The sequence below is a fragment of the Pedobacter frigiditerrae genome (genome assembly GCF_032678705.1).
GTDB classification, from domain to species: domain Bacteria; phylum Bacteroidota; class Bacteroidia; order Sphingobacteriales; family Sphingobacteriaceae; genus Pedobacter; species Pedobacter frigiditerrae_A.
In genome coordinates, this window is sequence record NZ_JAVTSS010000002.1 from 1,526,523 (window position 1) to 1,543,762 (window position 17,240).

At 37.1% G+C, this 17,240-nt stretch carries 13 protein-coding genes; all 13 read left to right on the forward strand.

Annotation, left to right across the window (positions count from 1 at the left end; translation table 11 throughout):
* Positions 1 to 2: 2 nt before the first annotated feature.
* The 13 genes from R2Q59_RS17255 (at position 3) to R2Q59_RS17315 (ending at position 17,224) form a co-directional block, all read left to right on the forward strand.
* Complete coding sequence (locus tag R2Q59_RS17255; RefSeq protein ID WP_316786503.1) at positions 3 to 1,247, forward strand: MFS transporter; 1,245 nt, start codon at positions 3 to 5, stop codon at positions 1,245 to 1,247.
* A gap of 120 nt (positions 1,248 to 1,367) precedes the next feature.
* Positions 1,368 to 1,742: a response regulator transcription factor gene (locus tag R2Q59_RS17260; RefSeq protein ID WP_316771276.1), complete on the forward strand. Its 375-nt coding sequence runs from the start codon at positions 1,368 to 1,370 to the stop codon at positions 1,740 to 1,742.
* Positions 1,743 to 2,041: 299 nt separating this feature from the next.
* On the forward strand, positions 2,042 to 2,626 hold the full coding sequence (locus R2Q59_RS17265) for a pentapeptide repeat-containing protein (protein ID WP_316786505.1): 585 nt from the start codon (positions 2,042 to 2,044) through the stop codon (positions 2,624 to 2,626).
* Between the two features lie 46 nt (positions 2,627 to 2,672).
* Complete coding sequence (locus tag R2Q59_RS17270) at positions 2,673 to 4,250, forward strand: S8 family peptidase (protein WP_316786507.1); 1,578 nt, start codon at positions 2,673 to 2,675, stop codon at positions 4,248 to 4,250.
* A gap of 210 nt (positions 4,251 to 4,460) precedes the next feature.
* Positions 4,461 to 6,236: a long-chain fatty acid--CoA ligase gene (locus R2Q59_RS17275; RefSeq protein WP_316771282.1), complete on the forward strand. Its 1,776-nt coding sequence runs from the start codon at positions 4,461 to 4,463 to the stop codon at positions 6,234 to 6,236.
* Positions 6,208 to 7,926, forward strand: a complete 1,719-nt coding sequence (gene ggt / locus R2Q59_RS17280) for a gamma-glutamyltransferase (protein WP_316786509.1) — start codon at positions 6,208 to 6,210, stop codon at positions 7,924 to 7,926. The genes R2Q59_RS17275 and ggt overlap by 29 nt, the downstream gene beginning before the upstream one ends.
* A 232-nt stretch (positions 7,927 to 8,158) precedes the next feature.
* Entirely contained in the window at positions 8,159 to 8,407 is a 249-nt protein-coding gene (locus R2Q59_RS17285; protein ID WP_316786511.1) for a GIY-YIG nuclease family protein, read from the forward strand.
* Between the two features lie 310 nt (positions 8,408 to 8,717).
* Complete coding sequence (locus R2Q59_RS17290; protein WP_316786514.1) at positions 8,718 to 10,451, forward strand: DUF885 family protein; 1,734 nt, start codon at positions 8,718 to 8,720, stop codon at positions 10,449 to 10,451.
* Between the two features lie 241 nt (positions 10,452 to 10,692).
* Complete coding sequence (locus R2Q59_RS17295) at positions 10,693 to 12,012, forward strand: OmpA family protein (RefSeq protein WP_316771290.1); 1,320 nt, start codon at positions 10,693 to 10,695, stop codon at positions 12,010 to 12,012.
* Between the two features lie 604 nt (positions 12,013 to 12,616).
* On the forward strand, positions 12,617 to 13,072 hold the full coding sequence (locus R2Q59_RS17300) for a MarR family winged helix-turn-helix transcriptional regulator (protein WP_131551086.1): 456 nt from the start codon (positions 12,617 to 12,619) through the stop codon (positions 13,070 to 13,072).
* Positions 13,053 to 15,458 carry a 3-hydroxyacyl-CoA dehydrogenase/enoyl-CoA hydratase family protein gene (locus R2Q59_RS17305; protein WP_316786516.1) on the forward strand — a complete coding sequence of 802 codons (2,406 nt, stop codon included), beginning with the start codon at positions 13,053 to 13,055 and terminating at the stop codon, positions 15,456 to 15,458. Before R2Q59_RS17300 ends, R2Q59_RS17305 begins: the two co-directional genes overlap by 20 nt.
* 104 nt (positions 15,459 to 15,562) lie before the next feature.
* Positions 15,563 to 15,913 carry a four helix bundle protein gene (locus tag R2Q59_RS17310; RefSeq protein WP_316771295.1) on the forward strand — a complete coding sequence of 117 codons (351 nt, stop codon included), beginning with the start codon at positions 15,563 to 15,565 and terminating at the stop codon, positions 15,911 to 15,913.
* Between the two features lie 135 nt (positions 15,914 to 16,048).
* A complete protein-coding gene (locus R2Q59_RS17315) occupies positions 16,049 to 17,224 on the forward strand; it encodes an acetyl-CoA C-acyltransferase (RefSeq protein WP_316786517.1) in 1,176 nt (391 codons plus the stop codon).
* Positions 17,225 to 17,240: the final 16 nt, after the last annotated feature.

The window sequence follows — 17,240 nt, forward strand, 5'->3', positions numbered from 1 at the left end:
GAATGTCTATTTTTGATTTCAAGCCAACCATCATGTTCCGTTCCATCTTTAACGCATATAAAACCTCATTTTCTGGTTTAAGTAGAGAAACTTGGCTGTTAAGCTGTGTAATTCTGCTTAATCGCTGCGGTTACATGGCTGTGCCTTTTATGGGTTTATATGTTACGCAGTCTTTACATCGTCCAGAGTCTGATGCAGGTATCATTATTTCCTTATTTGGTGTGGGCGCCATTTTAGGTGCAACGGCAGGAGGAAAATTGACAGACATGTTTGGCTTCAGGCCAGTTCAAATCTTTTCATCAATCATTGGTGGTGCATTTTTTTTGGTATTTGCGCAAGTAAATGATTTTACCACACTTTGCATTTTATCCTTATTAATCAGCTTTTTTTACGATGCATTTCGTCCAGCTAACTTTGCCGCAATTGCCGCTTATTCTGCACCTGGAAAAGAAACACGTTCTTATTCTTTAAACAGATTGGCCACTAATATTGGTTTCTCGTTTGGCATAACAATGGGTGGTATCATCGCTTCTTTTAATTACAAGTTATTATTTATTGTAGATGGAGTGGTGAGTATTGCTGTCGGCATTGCCATATTTTTGCTGTTACCAGCCGTTAAAGGATTCAGAAAAGCAGTAAAAGAAAAGTTAGTGGGCATCACTGTTAGGAAACCTTGGAAAGATGCATTATTTGTAAAATTCATTTTGCTAACTACCATTTTTGCCACTTGTTTTTTCTTAATGTTTAGGGTTGTGCCAGTATTTTTTAAGCAAGAATGGCATATAGATGAAGCAACCATAGGTTTAATTTTAGGTGTAAATGGCGCAATTATCGCACTACTAGAAATGGTGATGATTAGCAAACTAGAAAACAAACGTTCGCCTCAATTTTATATCATAACAGGGGTTTTAATTACAGGAGTATCATTCGCAGTATTAATGATTCCTAAGTTTTTGCCGATTGTGGTAGCACTTTTAAGTATTGTATGTTTTACGTTTGGCGAGATGTTTTCTATGCCGTTCATCAATACCTTTGTTATCAAAAGAAGCAACGAATTTAATAGGGGAATGTATGCTGCAGGTTACATGATTAGCTGGTCTATTGCACAAGTTGTTGCCCCAATTGCAGGGTTTTATCTGGCAGAAAAGTTTGGTTACAACGTTCTCTTTATTTGTATGACTATCATGTTGATACTCTGCGCTTATGGTTATAGTGCCTTAAACTATAAAGAAGAAGTTAATCCTTAGCTAAAAATATTTCTTCAAACGACTCAAACAATTTAGTTTGTTCAACTGTTTTCATATTTATGAAAGCATTTCGTTGCTTTTGGAACTGACAATAAAACTGCAAAAAAACAAACTTAATAGATGAAAAAAAGGATACACATTTTAGAAGATGATAAAGACATAGGTTACATCATCGAGTTTTTATTAAAAGATGAAGGATATGAATTGCAACTTTCATCAACCTTTAAGGAAATGAAAAGCAAATTAAAGGATTCAATTCCAGATCTTTTCATTTTAGATGTTATGCTGCCAGATGGTAATGGTATCGAAATCTGCCACGATTTAAAAAATGACATTTTTACCAAACACATCCCCGTAATTGTAATGTCGGCCAATGTTCGTAGCAAACAAATGAGCGAAATGGCAACACCAGATGATTATATCAGCAAACCATTTGATTTGGATGATATCGAAAATAGAATTAAAAAACTACTAGATAAAAAAGAAGTAGCGTAATTAATACTTTAAAGGGATGGACAAATTGTTCATCCTTTTTTGTTTATCGAAATAGCTCCCTCTCCTTAAGGAGAGGGCTGGGGTAGGGTTATTAGAAAAGCAAATTCAGCATTCCAATTAATGTTAGTCCTGCTTTTCGTTACAAGTCCTCGCTACGCTGTGGGCTTTTCACTTCAATCAGGTTTATCTAGCAAAAGCCTGTGGTTCTTTTGAACCTGTGTTCCTGCAAAATCTCAAATCCCACATCTCAATTCTCATATCTCAAATCTCTTTCTTAATTTGCGCCTTCAATTCTAAAAATGGCTACCGAAGAAAGTAACTATCATATTAATCAAACGTTCGAAAAAATTTCAATCCTACCTAAGGGATTAAGAGAAACCCAATTTGACGAATGCACCTTTAAAAATTGCGACCTTACTGGAGCAGATTTTTATGGTTGTGATTTTATAAAATGCACCTTCGATAATTGCAATCTCAGTATGGTTAAATTTGGTGCTATTGGTTTTGATGGTGTAGAATTTGTTAATTGTAAAATGGTCGGTGTAGATTTCTCCAATACAAAAGATTTTCTTTTTGGTGTAGATTTTTCTAATTGCATTTTAGATTATGCAGCTTTTATGAAAAAGAAAAATAAGAAAGGTAAGTTCAAAAATTGCTCGTTAAAAGGAACTGATTTTTCGGAAGCAGATTTAACTGATGCTAGATTTGAGCGTTGTGATTTAAGCACTGCTGTTTTCATGAGAACTATTTTAAGTGGCGCAAATTTTACAACTTCCTATAATTTTACCATCGACCCAGAAAAAAACCAATTAAGAAAAGCTAAATTTTCTCCAGAAGGATTAATCGGCCTATTGGTTAATTATGGTATCATTGTTGAGAATTAAATAATAATAACAAACCAAACACGTTCTCCATAACTAACATTAAAACATGAACATTAAGAAATTATTATCGCTTGCTCTCGTAGCGGCACTTCCACTTTTATCATCCGCACAACAAAAAGCCAACTGGCAAAACCTAGACCTTAAAACAGATACAATTTTTGGTATCAGTACAGAAAAGGCATATAAAGAACTTTTAAAAGGCAAAAAATCAACACCTGTATTGGTAGCAGTATTGGACGGTGGTGTAGATTTAAATCATGAAGATTTAAAAAGAGTAATCTGGACTAACAAAAAGGAAGTAGCAGGTAACGGCTTAGATGACGACAAAAACGGATATATAGACGATGTTCATGGCTGGAACTTTCTTGGTGGTAAAACTGGTTCAGTAGAATTTGAAACCTTAGAACTTACTCGTTTAGTGCGCAGAGACAATGCTCGTTTTGCAGGTGTAACTGCATCAACTGTGGCAGGAAAAGATAAAGTAGATTACGAAGCTTTTGTAAATAATCGTACAGAATTAGAAAAGCAATTGGGTACTGCAAAAAGCGATTTAGAAGGTATTACGGGTTTCAAACATTATTTAGATTTGGTGGTTAAGAAAATTGGAAAAGAGAATCCAACTGCTGCAGATTTCACTGCATTTAAAGCAACCACCAAACAAGAAGAAGGGATTAAAGCAGCTGTTTTAGGTATTCTAAGTGAAATGGATTTCAAAACATTTTATAAAACTCAAATCGAAGCCGGTGTTAAACAATTAACGGAGCAAGTTAAATATAACTTAAACATAGATTACGATCCAAGAAGTATTGTTGGTGATAACCCAAATGATAGCAAAGAACGTTTTTATGGTAATAACGACATTAAAGGCCCTGACGCTTTACACGGTTCTCACGTGTCGGGTATTATTGGCGCAGACCGCACCAACACAATTGGTATAAAAGGTGTGGCAGATAATGTAATCATTATCGGTGTTCGCAATACGCCAAACGGTGATGAACGCGATAAGGATGTGGCTAATGCCATCCGTTATGCGGCAGACAATGGCGCAAAAGTATTAAACATGAGCTTTGGTAAATCTTATTCTTGGGATAAAGCAGTGGTAGATGAAGCGGTAAAATATGCGGTAAGTAAAGATGTTTTATTGGTACACGCAGCAGGCAACGACAACAATGATGTTGATGTAGAGAACAATTTCCCAACCGCAAAATATTTAGATGGTAGCATTGCTAGCTCTTGGTTAACAGTTGGTGCATCTGGACCAAAGGATGATGAAACTTTAAAGGCAGCCTTTTCAAACTATGGTAAAACATCAGTTGATGTATTTGCACCTGGCGTAAGAATTCTTTCTACTGTGCCTGATAACAATAAATACATTGAAGAAGATGGAACAAGTATGGCAGCTCCGGTAGTAACAGGTTTAGCGGCTTTAATTCGTTCTTATTATCCAAAATTAACTGCAGTACAAGTAAAAGATATCATTATGAAATCTGTTGTAAAAGTTAACCACAATGTATCTACCATGAAAGGTGCAGATACGGTTAGCATTCCGTTTGCAGATTTATGTGTAAGTGGTGGAATTGTAAATGCTTACAATGCTTTAAAATTAGCTGCAACTTATAAATAAGTCCATAAATTTTATGAAGTGCCCTCTCGGAAATAATTCGGGAGGGCTTTTCTATTTATTAAGCTCATAAAAAAGTAATAAATTACTATGCATGCAGAATAAATTTAAAATCGGTTGTTGCAGAAAAGATAATTTATTAGATTTGAGAAACAGCAATTAAATAAAGCCACATTGTTGTTAGTTATCTAGCCAAATTTAATAAGCTACTCCATGTCTACATCAATAACAAGAGTATTCGACCTTTTAAAGTATAACCTCGAAAAATTTCCTAAACAAGAATTTGTTAGTGGAAAGATAAAGGGGGCATGGAAAAAATATAGCACTCAAGACTTTTGTGATACCACAGATAATTTAAGTCGTGGGTTAACTACTTTAGGTATTGGCAAGGGATCTCGTGTTGCTGTCATGTCGGCAAATAGACCCGAATGGAACATCTGCGATTTCGCCATCATGCAGCTTGGAGCTTATCAAATTCCACTATATCCAACTTTAGCAGAACATGATGTTAAATTCATCATCGAGAATGCAGAAATAACAACAGTTTTTGTAAGTGATGAAGCGATATACAATAAAGTAAAAGCTGTTGCTACTCAGCTTAAAAATCCAATTCAGATTTATTCTTTTAACCAATTTAAAGGCGCAACCCATTGGGAGAGTTTAGTAGAGGCCGGAAAAGCGACCGATATTGATTTAGAAACTTATAGAAATGCGGTAACAGCCGAAGATATTTTGACCATCATTTATACTTCGGGAACAACAGGCACACCTAAAGGCGTAATGTTAACGCATGACAATTTGGTGCAAAATTTCGAAAAGTCATCAGTTTTACTGCCAGCCGGAATAGATAAGGCGTTAAGCTTTTTGCCCCTTTCTCATATTTTTGAGCGATTGGTTTCTTACTTGTATGCCTACGGTGGTGTTTCAATTTATTATGCCGAAAGCATAGATACGATAGTTGCAGATATACAAGAAGTAAAACCTAATGCATTTTCTACCGTTCCGAGGTTATTGGAAAAGGTGTATGATAAAATCATGGAAAAAGGCAAGGACTTAAAAGGCATTAAAAGAGGAATATTCTTTTGGTCTTTGGCTTTAGCCGAAAAATTTGACCATAACAATGGCTGGTGGTATAATTTCAAATTGGCAATTGCTCGTAAATTGGTGTTTAAGAAATGGCAAGAAGCTTTAGGCGGCGGTATTGTTGTTATCGTTTCTGGAGGGGCAGCACTAAACCCTAGGTTAAACAGAATATTCTGGGCAGCAGGTATGCCAATTTTTGAAGGATATGGTTTAACTGAAACTTCGCCGGTAATAACTGTAAATCATTTTGGGGAAACCATGTTTGGTACAGTGGGTACGGCAATAGAAGGTGTTGAGATTAAAATTGCGGAAGATGGTGAAATTTTAGCTCGTGGACATAACATCATGAAAGGTTATTACATGAGAGATGATCTAACTGCCGAAACAATAGATAAAGATGGTTGGTTCCATACAGGAGATATCGGACAAATTTTAAATGGTAAATACCTTAAAATAACGGATCGTAAAAAGGAGATTTTCAAAACGGCTGGAGGAAAATATGTGGCGCCACAAATGTTAGAGAATAGATACAAGGAATCTCCTTTAATAGAGCAAATAATGGTGTTGGGTGAGAACATGAAATTTCCTGCGGCATTAATCGTTCCTACTTTCCCAGCTTTAAAAGCTTGGTGTGCTCATAAAGGAATTTCTTATACCACCAATGAGGAAATGATTAAAAATGAGCAGGTTTTAGCTAAATATGACAGCATAATTTCCGACCTTGGAAAAGAATTTGGCAAATGGGAGCAAGTGAAGCGTTTTGCACTGTTAGCCAAAGAGTTTAGCATAGATGGAGGAGAGTTAACACCGAAACTAAGCTTTAAACGTAAAGTTATATTAGAAAAAAACAAAAATACCATCGATAAAATTTACAAGGATGCAGAAAACTATAAGCCAGAATCTTAGCATAATAAAAATAGGCAGTTACTTATTGATTATTAGTTTGCTCTTTAGTTGTGCTGGTGGTCATCTAGGTAAAAATAATAGCGGCGAATATTACAATGGAATGGTTGTTTCAGCAAATGAAATAGCTTCTGAGGTTGGTGTAGATATCCTTAAAAAAGGTGGGAATGCGGTAGATGCGGCTGTTGCGGTACAATTTGCCTTAGCCGTTGCATATCCGAATGCTGGTAATATTGGTGGTGGAGGTTTCATGGTTTATCGCTCTGCCAAAGGCGAAATCAATTCATTAGATTTTAGGGAAAAAGCTGCGGCAAATGCCGGAAGAGATATGTATTTAGATGCAGCTGGTAATCCGATAGTGGATAAAAGTTTATACGGACAATTAGCGGCTGGTGTGCCAGGCTCTGTAGCGGGAATGGTAGAAGCTCACCAAAAATACGGTCATTTAAAGTGGGAAGATTTGGTTGCTCCAGCAGTACGCTTAGCCGAAGAAGGCTTTAAATTATCGGCAAGACAAGCCAGAGAATTAAACGGATTAAAGGGAAGATTCAAAAAATTAAATCCCTTAGGTACGGCATTGTTAAAAGATACACCTTGGGCAGAAGGAGATGTTTTGGTACAAAGTGAATTGGCAAATACCTTAAAGTTAATTGCATCACAGGGTAGAAATGGTTTTTATGAAGGTGCTGTAGCAGATTCAATTGTTGCAGAAATGCAACGTGGTGGAGGTATCATTAGCAAACAAGATTTGGCAAATTATAAAGCAGTTTGGCGTAAACCCGTAACAGGTAATTATAGAGGTTATGAAGTAGTTACAATGCCTCCTCCATCAAGCGGCGGAATTGCTTTGATACAATTGCTAAAATCCGTTGAGCCTTATCCATTATCAAAATGGGGTTTCAATACAGATTCTACTGTTCAAGTAATGATTGAAGCAGAAAGAAGAGTTTATGCAGATAGAGCAGCTCATTTAGGCGACCCAGATTTTTATCCCGTACCACAGAAAAAATTAATTGAAGATGCTTATATCAAACAAAGAATGAGCACATTCAATTGGAATAAAGCAAGTACAAGTGCAGAAATAAGCGCAGGTGAAATTCCTCCCGCAGAACATCCAGAAACCACACATTTTTCTATTGTAGATAAAGCTGGAAATGCAGTTTCCGTTACCACAACTTTAAATGGTTCGTATGGTGCAGGTGTGGTAGTTAAAGGTGCAGGTTTCCTTTTAAATAATGAGATGGATGATTTCTCTGTAAAACCTGGTGCGCCAAATATGTATGGTTTAGTTGGGGGAGAAGCTAATTCCATTGCGCCAAATAAAAGAATGTTAAGCTCTATGACTCCTGCTATTTTAGCCAAGGATGGTCAATTGTATATGGTTGTCGGTACACCAGGTGGTTCAACAATTATTACTTCAGTTTTTCAAACTATTTTAAACGTAGTTGATTTTAACCAGTCGATGCAAGCTGCGGTTAACTCAAAGAAATTCCATCACCAATGGTTACCAGACCAAGTAGATGTGGAAGAAAAAGCACTAGACAGTCTAACAACCATAAGACTTAAAGCTAAAGGTTACAAAATCGTTCCTCGTGGAGCAATTGGAAGAGTAGACGCTATTCTAAAAACCAAATGGGGCTACTATCAAGGTGGTGCAGATCCTAGAGGAGATGATAAGGCAGTGGGATGGTAAAACAGATGGAAAATTGTTGGGGTCTCTGCGTCATTGCGAACTGAAGCAAGGGTCGAGCATTGGCGTGAAGCAATCTTTTATGAAAGGACAGCTTGCAGGAAAGATTGCTTCGTCGTTCCTCCTCGCAAGGACGAACCTCAAGTGAAGTCGTCATTGCGAACTGAAGCAGGGGTCGAGCGTTGGCGTGAAGCAATCTTTTATGAGGGGAAAACCTTTCTTTAAATAATCTTATATGGAAAGAGGTAGAACTGTCTATATCCTTACTAATTTTACTCATACCACTCTTTATGTAGGTGTGACTTCTGATTTGTTGTTTAGGATGATTGAGCATAGAGAAAAGTTTTATGGAGGTTCATTTTCAGCAAGGTTCAATCTTAATAAATTGGTTTATTACAACTCTTTTTTAACGATTGAAGAAGCTATTGCTGAAGAGAAAAGAATTAAAGGTGGGAGTAGAATTAAGAAAATTAAATTAATATAGCGCATAAATCCTGAATGGAAAGATTTATGGGAAGAAGTAAAAGAATGGTAATTCAAAGCTAGAAGCTCTAGTATGAAAGATTGCTTCGTCGTTCCTCCTCGCAATGACGAACCTCAAATGAAGTCGTCATTTCCCTATCGGTTGGCGTCTTCACCGACCGAAACTTAGTTGACCACATAGTTAGATTGACAAGAAAAATAACCTTCAAACAATATTATGTGGCAAAAACACCCTAAAACAAGTAACCTTTATTTTGCATTGACTTAAATAGTTTTATGACTAATTTCATCAAAAAATATAATCATCGGCAATGCGTAAACTTATCCTGTCATTTTTCTTAATCATTCAACTAGCTCAACTTTCTTGTGCTCAAAATAACAGTTCAATCGGTTCTAGTGGCGATGTAAGCATTGTTAGTGCTTTAATCAATCAGTATCAGTCTGATGAGAATATGTTGGCTCGCAAATATTCGCTAAAACGTTCTGAAGAATACTTCCTACGAATGGATAAATTTTACAGCACTTGGTTAGCCAAATTAAAAGCGCTTCCTTTTGATAAGCTGAACGTAAATGAACGAGTTGATTACACACTCCTGAAACGAGACATTAATGTAGACGTACGAGCATTACGACAAGCAAATGAGGAGTTCAAAAATACAAAGTTCGCCATTCCTTTTGCTAATACAATTATTGCATTTGAACAGAAAAGAAGAGTTGGTAAACAACAAGATGGTAAAACTTCAGCAGAAATCTTCGATAAGCTAAAAGAGGAAATTAATCAAGTTACTAAAGATGTAAATGATAAGAAAATAGTATTAACACCATTACAAGCAAGTTGGGCGCAGACAACCGTTAATCAATATTTGGAAGTTTTTACTGAAGCTTATAAATTCTACGATGGTTACGACCCACAATTTACCAAGGCAACTAAAAATGTTTATCCTGATGTTTTAACCGCATTAAGGAATTTAGCGGCTGAATTAGGGAAAACTGCTAAGTTATCAATCGCTAAAGACGACGGTAGTGGGATTTTAGGAAATCCTATAGGAAGAGCTGCCTTTTTAGATTTGTTGAAGGATGAGATGATAGCCTATACACCTGAGCAAATTGAATCAATTGCGATGAGAGAATTTGCTTGGTGTGATGCAGAAATGATTAAAGCATCAACGGCAATGGGTTTTGGTAAGGATTGGAAAAAAGCTTTAGAGAAAGTTAAAACAGATTATCCTGCATTAGGCAAACAACCAGAATTGGTTTATGAACTGGCAAATGAAGCCATTAATTTTGTGGAGCAAAACAAGTTAATCACTGTTCCTGAACTGGCCAAGGAAGGCTGGAGAATGAGAATGTTAACGCCAAAAGAACAACAATTTGCACCATTCTTTTTAGGGGGAGAATCTGTATTGATTGCCTACCCTACAGAAGACATGACTGAAGATGCAAAGATGATGACCTTAAGAGGGAACAATCGTCATTTTTCTAGAGCAGTAGTCTTTCATGAATTAATCCCTGGTCATAATTTGCAATATTTTATGCAAAGCAGATATAAACCATATCGCCGAGGTTTCGGTACGCCATTCTGGACAGAAGGTTGGTCGCTATATTGGGAAATGTTATTATGGGATAAAAACTTCGCAAAAACACCGGAAGATAAAATAGGAATGTTGTTTTGGAGAATGCACCGTTGTGCTAGAATTATCTTCTCTATGAATTATCATTTAGGCAAATGGACACCTAAACAATGCATAGACTTTTTGGTTGAGAGAGTAGGTTTTGAAAGAGCAAATGCCGAAGCAGAAGTTCGACGCTCTTTTACAGGTGGCTATGGCCCACTTTATCAAATTGGTTACATGCTAGGCGGTTTACAATTTAGGGCTTTACATAAAGAATTGGTTACTAGTGGGAAAATGAGCAATATCCAATTTCATGATAAAATTCTAAAAGAAAACAATATGCCAGTAGAAATGGTGAGAGCGCTTTTAAATAATCAACAATTGCCAGAAAATTTTAGCACAAAATGGAAATTTGCAGGAGAAAACCCATAATTCAAACAAAAAAGGTATTTGGTTGTTTCACTGCGCCCCAACACTTTTTGTATCTATTTGTATAGCAAAGCACACAACATTTAACATTTTTTAACACTCTTTTAATTAGCTAGAATGAGGTGTAAACCGCTGTAGTTTAGTGTAGTATGGGGCTTTAAAATTTTGGCATGCTGGTTTTTGGTATAGGTATTGCCTAAAGGCTTGTAAATAAACAAGAACGCTTATTTACAAAATCAATATTATGAAACTGAAATTTTTAAAATTTATGCCAGTAGCTTTAGCTGGTCTATTTATTGGTTCTTCTGCAATGGCACAAGAAACCACAACTACAACGTCAGAACCTTTTAGAACTTGGTCTATCGGCTTAACTGGAGGTGTATTATCTCAATTCTCACCAATAGGGGGTCAGTATGATTTCACTAAATCACATTACAATTTTGGGTACGGTCTTTACATTAAAAAACAAATTACACCTGCATTCTCATTAAAAATTGATGGACAAAGAGGTGAGGTTAGAGCAGACAATTCAAAGCCATATAAAGATGGTGGATTTAACGTAACTCCTTTTGCTTCTTATTCTACTGACTTAAATTACTCGGCAAGCTTAAGCTCTCAGTTAAATCTTGTTAACTGGAGTATGTTTAAACAACAAAACAACGCTCAACTTTATGTTTCTGCTGGTGGTGGTTTCGCTAACTATACCACAACTACAGTTAGTACAGGTGGCGCTTCTGTTAAAAATGCAACTGACGATGTATTAATTATTCCAGTTGGTGCAGGTGCAAAATTCCGCTTATCTGACGCGATTAATTTAGATTTAGGGTGGACCATGAATTTTGTTGATGGAGATAATTTTGACGGTTATGCAAGAGGTGGAAACGACAGATATAGCTATGGTTATGCTGGTTTAGAATTTGCTTTAGGTAAAGGAAAACAATTAGCTTTCTTTAGTCCAACTGCTGCAACTTATGATGAGGCTGTTGCTGCTAAAAATGCCGCTAACGCTTTAAAATCTGATTTAGATGCTCAAAAAGCTGAAAATGCAAGGTTACGTTCTGACATGAACGATTTATTAAAAGATACCGATGGCGACGGTGTTGCTGATAAATTGGACAAATGTGCTGGAACTCCTGCTGGTACTGTGGTTGATGGCTCTGGATGTCCTTTAAAAGTTCCTGCTCCGCAAGTAACTGAAAGAGTAATTGTAACTGAAGCTGACCGTAAAGTTGTTGCTGATGCAATTTCTAACTTAGAATTTGATTTAGGTAAAGCGACGATCCGTGCTAAATCTTATCCTACCTTAAATAGAGTTGCGGCTTTATTGATGGAGAAAAATTTTAGCTTGAAATTAGCTGGTCACACAGATAATACAGGTTCTGATGCATTAAACTTACGTTTATCTAAAGATAGAGCAGAATCAGTAAAAGCTTATTTAGTTTCTCAAGGTGCTAATGCTAGTAGAATTGAAGCGACAGGATATGGCGAAAGTCAACCAATTGCAACCAATGCTACACCGGCTGGTCGCCAACAAAATAGAAGAGTAGAATTTACTTTATACTAGTAGATTAAACTTTAAAATATCTAAAGCGTCTCGAGCAATCGGGACGCTTTTTTTTATTCCCCTCCATTGGAGGGGTGCCCGAAGGGCGGGGTGGTAAATGTTGTTTAGTAAATAAGGAATCTCCTCGCTTATTCTTTTATTTTTAGAAAATCAATGCCATCACCTTTCGGCAATTACAGACCTTTTTTCCGTTTTACTTCGGGTAACCGCAAGGGTTACCCCTACGTGTTCACTTCAATAAGCCTGCCTGCCGCAGGCAGGGTTTATATAACAAAGGCAGTGGTTCTTTGGGCAGTTTGCAACCCCTCATAGTAGCACAAACATTTTTCTTTAGCCCTGTCCCGATAGCTATCGGGAGAAGCGAAAATCCTTTTGTGTTGTCATCCTGAGCTTGTCGAAGGAAACACAAAAGATTGAAGCAAAAAGCAGGAGCAAACTTTAAAAAATGCTTCACAAATGCGCTTCAAAAAACTTAAACTTTGACAAAGTTCTATGCACTTGGTTAGAACTTTGTCAAAGTTAGTTTAAGCTAAAAATTATTTTCATTTTCTATTTGCATACTAAAATCTAATTCTATAAATTTGTTATGCAAGCATAGTAATTAATGAAGCAGAAAGAAACAGTAGATTATTTTTTAAAGGTGGTTTGGCAAAACGTGTCCAACACCTATAACCAAATTGCCGGTGGCTTTGGTATTACACAAGCCATAGGTTATGTGCTCATCAATATTGAGGCAGAAGGAACGGCAGTTTCCGCTCTGGCTGCTTTACTTGGTGTTAAAGCTACGAGTTTATCCAGAATGTTAAACAACATGGAAGAGTTGGGCTTAATTTATCGTGAAACTTCTACAGGTGATAAACGTTCAGTGAAGGTTTTCTTAACACCATTCGGAATAGAAAAAAGAAAGTTAGCCAGAAATGTTGTGGTCTCTTTCAATGAGTATTTGAACGATAAGCTAAGTCCGAAAGAAAAAGAACAATTGATATCAACCTTAGATAAAGTGAACCAATTAACCTTGGCTTACGCAACTATAAAAGAGAATGATGAAAAGAATAAATAAAGTAGCCGTATTAGGTTCGGGCATTATGGGTTCTCGTATTGCCTGCCACTTTGCTAATATTGGTGTAGAGGTTTTGCTTTTGGATATTGCACCTAAAGAACTAAGTGCAGAAGAGGAGGTAAAGGGGTTAGTTTTAACTCATCCAGCAGTTAAAAATCGTATCGTAAATACGGCTTTGCAAACTGCTGTTAAAACTAATCCATCTCCAATCTATTCACAAAGTGTTTTAAAAAGAATTAGCACAGGAAACTTTGAAGATGATATGGCTAAAATTGCCAATTACGACTGGATAATAGAAGTTGTAGTTGAGAATTTAGGTATTAAGCAGAAGGTTTTTGAACAAGTAGAACAATTCCGCAAGCCAGGTACTTTGGTTACTTCAAACACTTCGGGTATTCCAATACACATGATGGCGGAGGGCAGAAGTGATGATTTTAAAGCCAACTTCTGCGGAACACACTTTTTCAATCCGCCACGTTATTTAAGGTTATTAGAAATTATTCCGACGCCACATACCAAACCAGAATTGGTAGATTTCTTAATGCATTATGGAGATAAATTTTTAGGTAAAACAACTGTTTTATGTAAAGATACACCTGCGTTTATAGCCAATAGAGTCGGAGTTTATTCCATCATGTCTTTACTGCATTTGGTAGAGAAAATGGACTTGACAGTTGAGGAGGTGGATAAGTTTACTGGTCCGGCATTGGGTAGACCAAAATCAGCTACTTTCCGTACAACTGATGTGGTTGGTTTAGATACGATGATTAAGGTGTCAAAAGGACTGTATGATAACTGTCCGGATGATAAGGCTCACGATTTGTTCAAGCTTCCTGAATATGTTCAGAAAATGGAAGCCAATAATTGGTTGGGCGATAAAACCAAACAAGGTTTCTATAAAAAGACAAAAACACCAGAGGGCAAAACAGAAATATTAGCGCTTGATTTAAAAACGCTAGAATATCGTCCGCAGCAAAAAGTAAAATCAGCTACTTTAGAAATGACTAAAACCATTGAAAAAGTTGCGGATAGAATGAAAATTTTTGCGACAGGAAAAGATAAAGCAGCTGAACTTTTCAGGGCATCTTTCTTTGGTTTGTTCGAATATGTTTCAGACCGTATTCCAGAAATCTCTGATGAATTGTATCGTATTGATGATGCAATGAGAGCAGGTTTCGGTTGGGATTTAGGTCCGTTTGAAGTTTGGGATGCTGTAGGTATTCAAGCTTCGCTAGATGGAATGAAACAATTGGGTCACACACCAGCTGCTTGGGTAACCGAAATGTTGGCTGCCGGACATACCTCATTTTATAAAATTGAAGATGGCGTTAAAAAATATTACGATATCCCATCTAAAAGTTACAAAGAAATTCCAGGTACAGATGAATTTATCATCCTTGATAATTTAAGAGCCAATAAAGTGCTTTGGAAAAATGGTGGAGCATCTATCATTGACTTAGGTGATGGAATTTTAAATGTAGAATTCCACTCTAAGATGAATACGATCGGTGGAGATACTTTGTCAGCCATTAACAAGGCCATTGATATGGCAGAGAAAGATTATCGTGGTGTGGTGATTGGAAATGATGGGGCAAACTTCTCTGCTGGTGCAAATGTAGGAATGATTTTTATGATGGCAGTTGAGCAAGAATGGGAAGAGCTGAATATGGCTGTTCGTTTATTCCAAAATACATCAATGCGCCTTCGCTACTCTTCAATTCCTGTTGTTGTTGCCCCTCATAATTTAACCTTAGGTGGTGGTTGCGAATTTAGTTTACACGCCGATTTCGTGCAGTTAAATGCAGAAACATACATGGGTTTGGTTGAGTTTGGTGTAGGTGTTATTCCTGGCGGTGGTGGAAGTAAAGAGTTTGCTTTGCGAGCATCAGACGAATACAAAGCTGACCAAATTGTGCAGAACACGATGAAAGACCGCTTCTTGACTATCGGAATGGCTAAAGTAAGTACATCCGCTGTTGAAGCGTTTGAATTGGGTTATTTACAAAAAGATAAATATGCCATTAGTATGAACAGGAGCCGTTTAATTGCCGATGCTAAGGCAAAGGCAATTGAACTGGCAGACGCAGGATATACTAAACCTGTTCAGCGAAAAGACATTAAGGTTTTAGGTAAACAAGGTTTGGGAATAGTTTACGCTGGTGCAAACACGATGTATTCAGGGGGTTATATTTCAGAACACGATAAAAAAATCTCTGAGAAATTGGGCTGGGTAATGTGCGGTGGAGATTTATCATCGCCTACTGAAGTGACTGAACAATATCTTTTGGATTTAGAAAGGGAAGCCTTTTTGTCGCTTTGCGGAGAGAGAAAGACATTGGAGAGAATACAGAGTATAGTAACGAAGGGGAAACCGTTGAGAAATTAAGAGTGGTATTGCGTATTGCGATTTGAGAATTGAGACCAGTTTGCCTGAAATAGTATAACAAGTCAAGGACATCCCTATTGTGCAAGACATAAAAAATTAAAATTATGCATAATATAAAAGAACTTAAAATTTGGCAAAAAGCGATTGATTTGGCAGTTAAAGTCTACGAAATCTCGTCTAAATTTCCAGCAGATGAACGTTTTGGGCTTGTATCTCAAACTAGGAGATGCGCAGTTTCTGTCCCTTCAAATATATCTGAAGGCGCAGGAAGAAATACTAAAGGTGAGTTTAGACAGTTTTTGGGAATAGCAAATGGCTCTTCTTATGAATTACAAACTCAAATGATTATTGCTGAAAAGCTAGGGTTTATAAATGAAGTTGATTGTGAAAAGTTATTAGATAATATAGATGAACTCCAAAAAATGAATTATAAACTTCAATCAGCATTAAAATAAATAATAATATACTAACAAAAATTAACAGGTAGGCTCATTGTCTCAATACGCAATACGCTCTACTCAATACTAACAAAAATTAACAAGTAGGCTCATTGTCTCAATACGCAATACGCTCTACTCAATACTAAATAAATGGAAGCATATATAATAGCAGGACTTAGAACAGCAGTGGGGAAGGCTCCACGAGGTGTATTTCGTTTTACAAGGGCTGATGAATTGGCGGCAAATGTAATTAGGGAGTTGGTGGCTTCGGTTCCGAATTTGGATAAGGAGCAAATTGACGATGTGATTGTGGGTAATGCAACTCCAGAGGCGGAGCAAGGTTTAAATATTGCCCGTATGATTTCGCTGATGGGCTTGGATACTGATAAGGTGCCTGGTGTAACCATTAACCGTTATTGTGCATCTGGTTTAGATACCATTGCAACGGCTGTTGCAAAAATTAAGGCTGGTATGGCAGATTGTATTGTGGCTGGAGGCGTAGAAGTAATGTCGGGTATGCCATTTGGCGGATGGAAATTAGTTCCAAATCCTGAGGTGGCCAAAACTAACCCAGATTGGTATTGGGGGATGGGTTTAACGGCAGAAGCGGTTGCCAAAGAATATAATGTGAATAGAGAAGACCAGGATGAGTTCTCCTTTAATTCGCATAAAAAAGCTGTAGAAGCCATAAAAAACGGACATCTAAAAGCTGGTGTTTTACCAATTACGGTAAACGAAAACTACCTAGATGCGAACATGAAGAAACAAACTCGCTCTTATGTAGTAGATACAGATGAAGGTCCGAGGGCAGATACTACTGTAGCAGCACTAGCTAAATTAAAGCCTGTATTTGCTGCAAATGGAGTAATCACAGCAGGTAATTCTTCGCAAACCTCAGATGGAGCAGCATTTGTTTTAGTCGTTTCTGAAAAGAAAATGAAGGAATTAGGTGCAGAACCGATAGCTCGTTTGGTAAGTTATGGTGTAGCTGGTGTTCCGCCTCGTATCATGGGAATTGGGCCAATCGAAGCTATTCCGAAAGCATTAAAACAAGCTGGCTTAAAACAAGATGATATGGACTTAATTGAGTTGAACGAGGCTTTCGCTTCTCAATCTTTAGCCATTATCAGGACATTAGGTTTAGACCAAAGTAAAATCAATGTGAATGGTGGTGCAATAGCTTTAGGTCACCCACTTGGTTGCACTGGCGCAAAATTATCTGTCCAAATATTTAACGAATTAAAAAGACAAGATAAAAAATACGGAATGGTAACGATGTGTGTAGGCACAGGGCAAGGAGCAGCAGGGATATTTGAGGTTTTTTAGGCGATATGAGATTTGC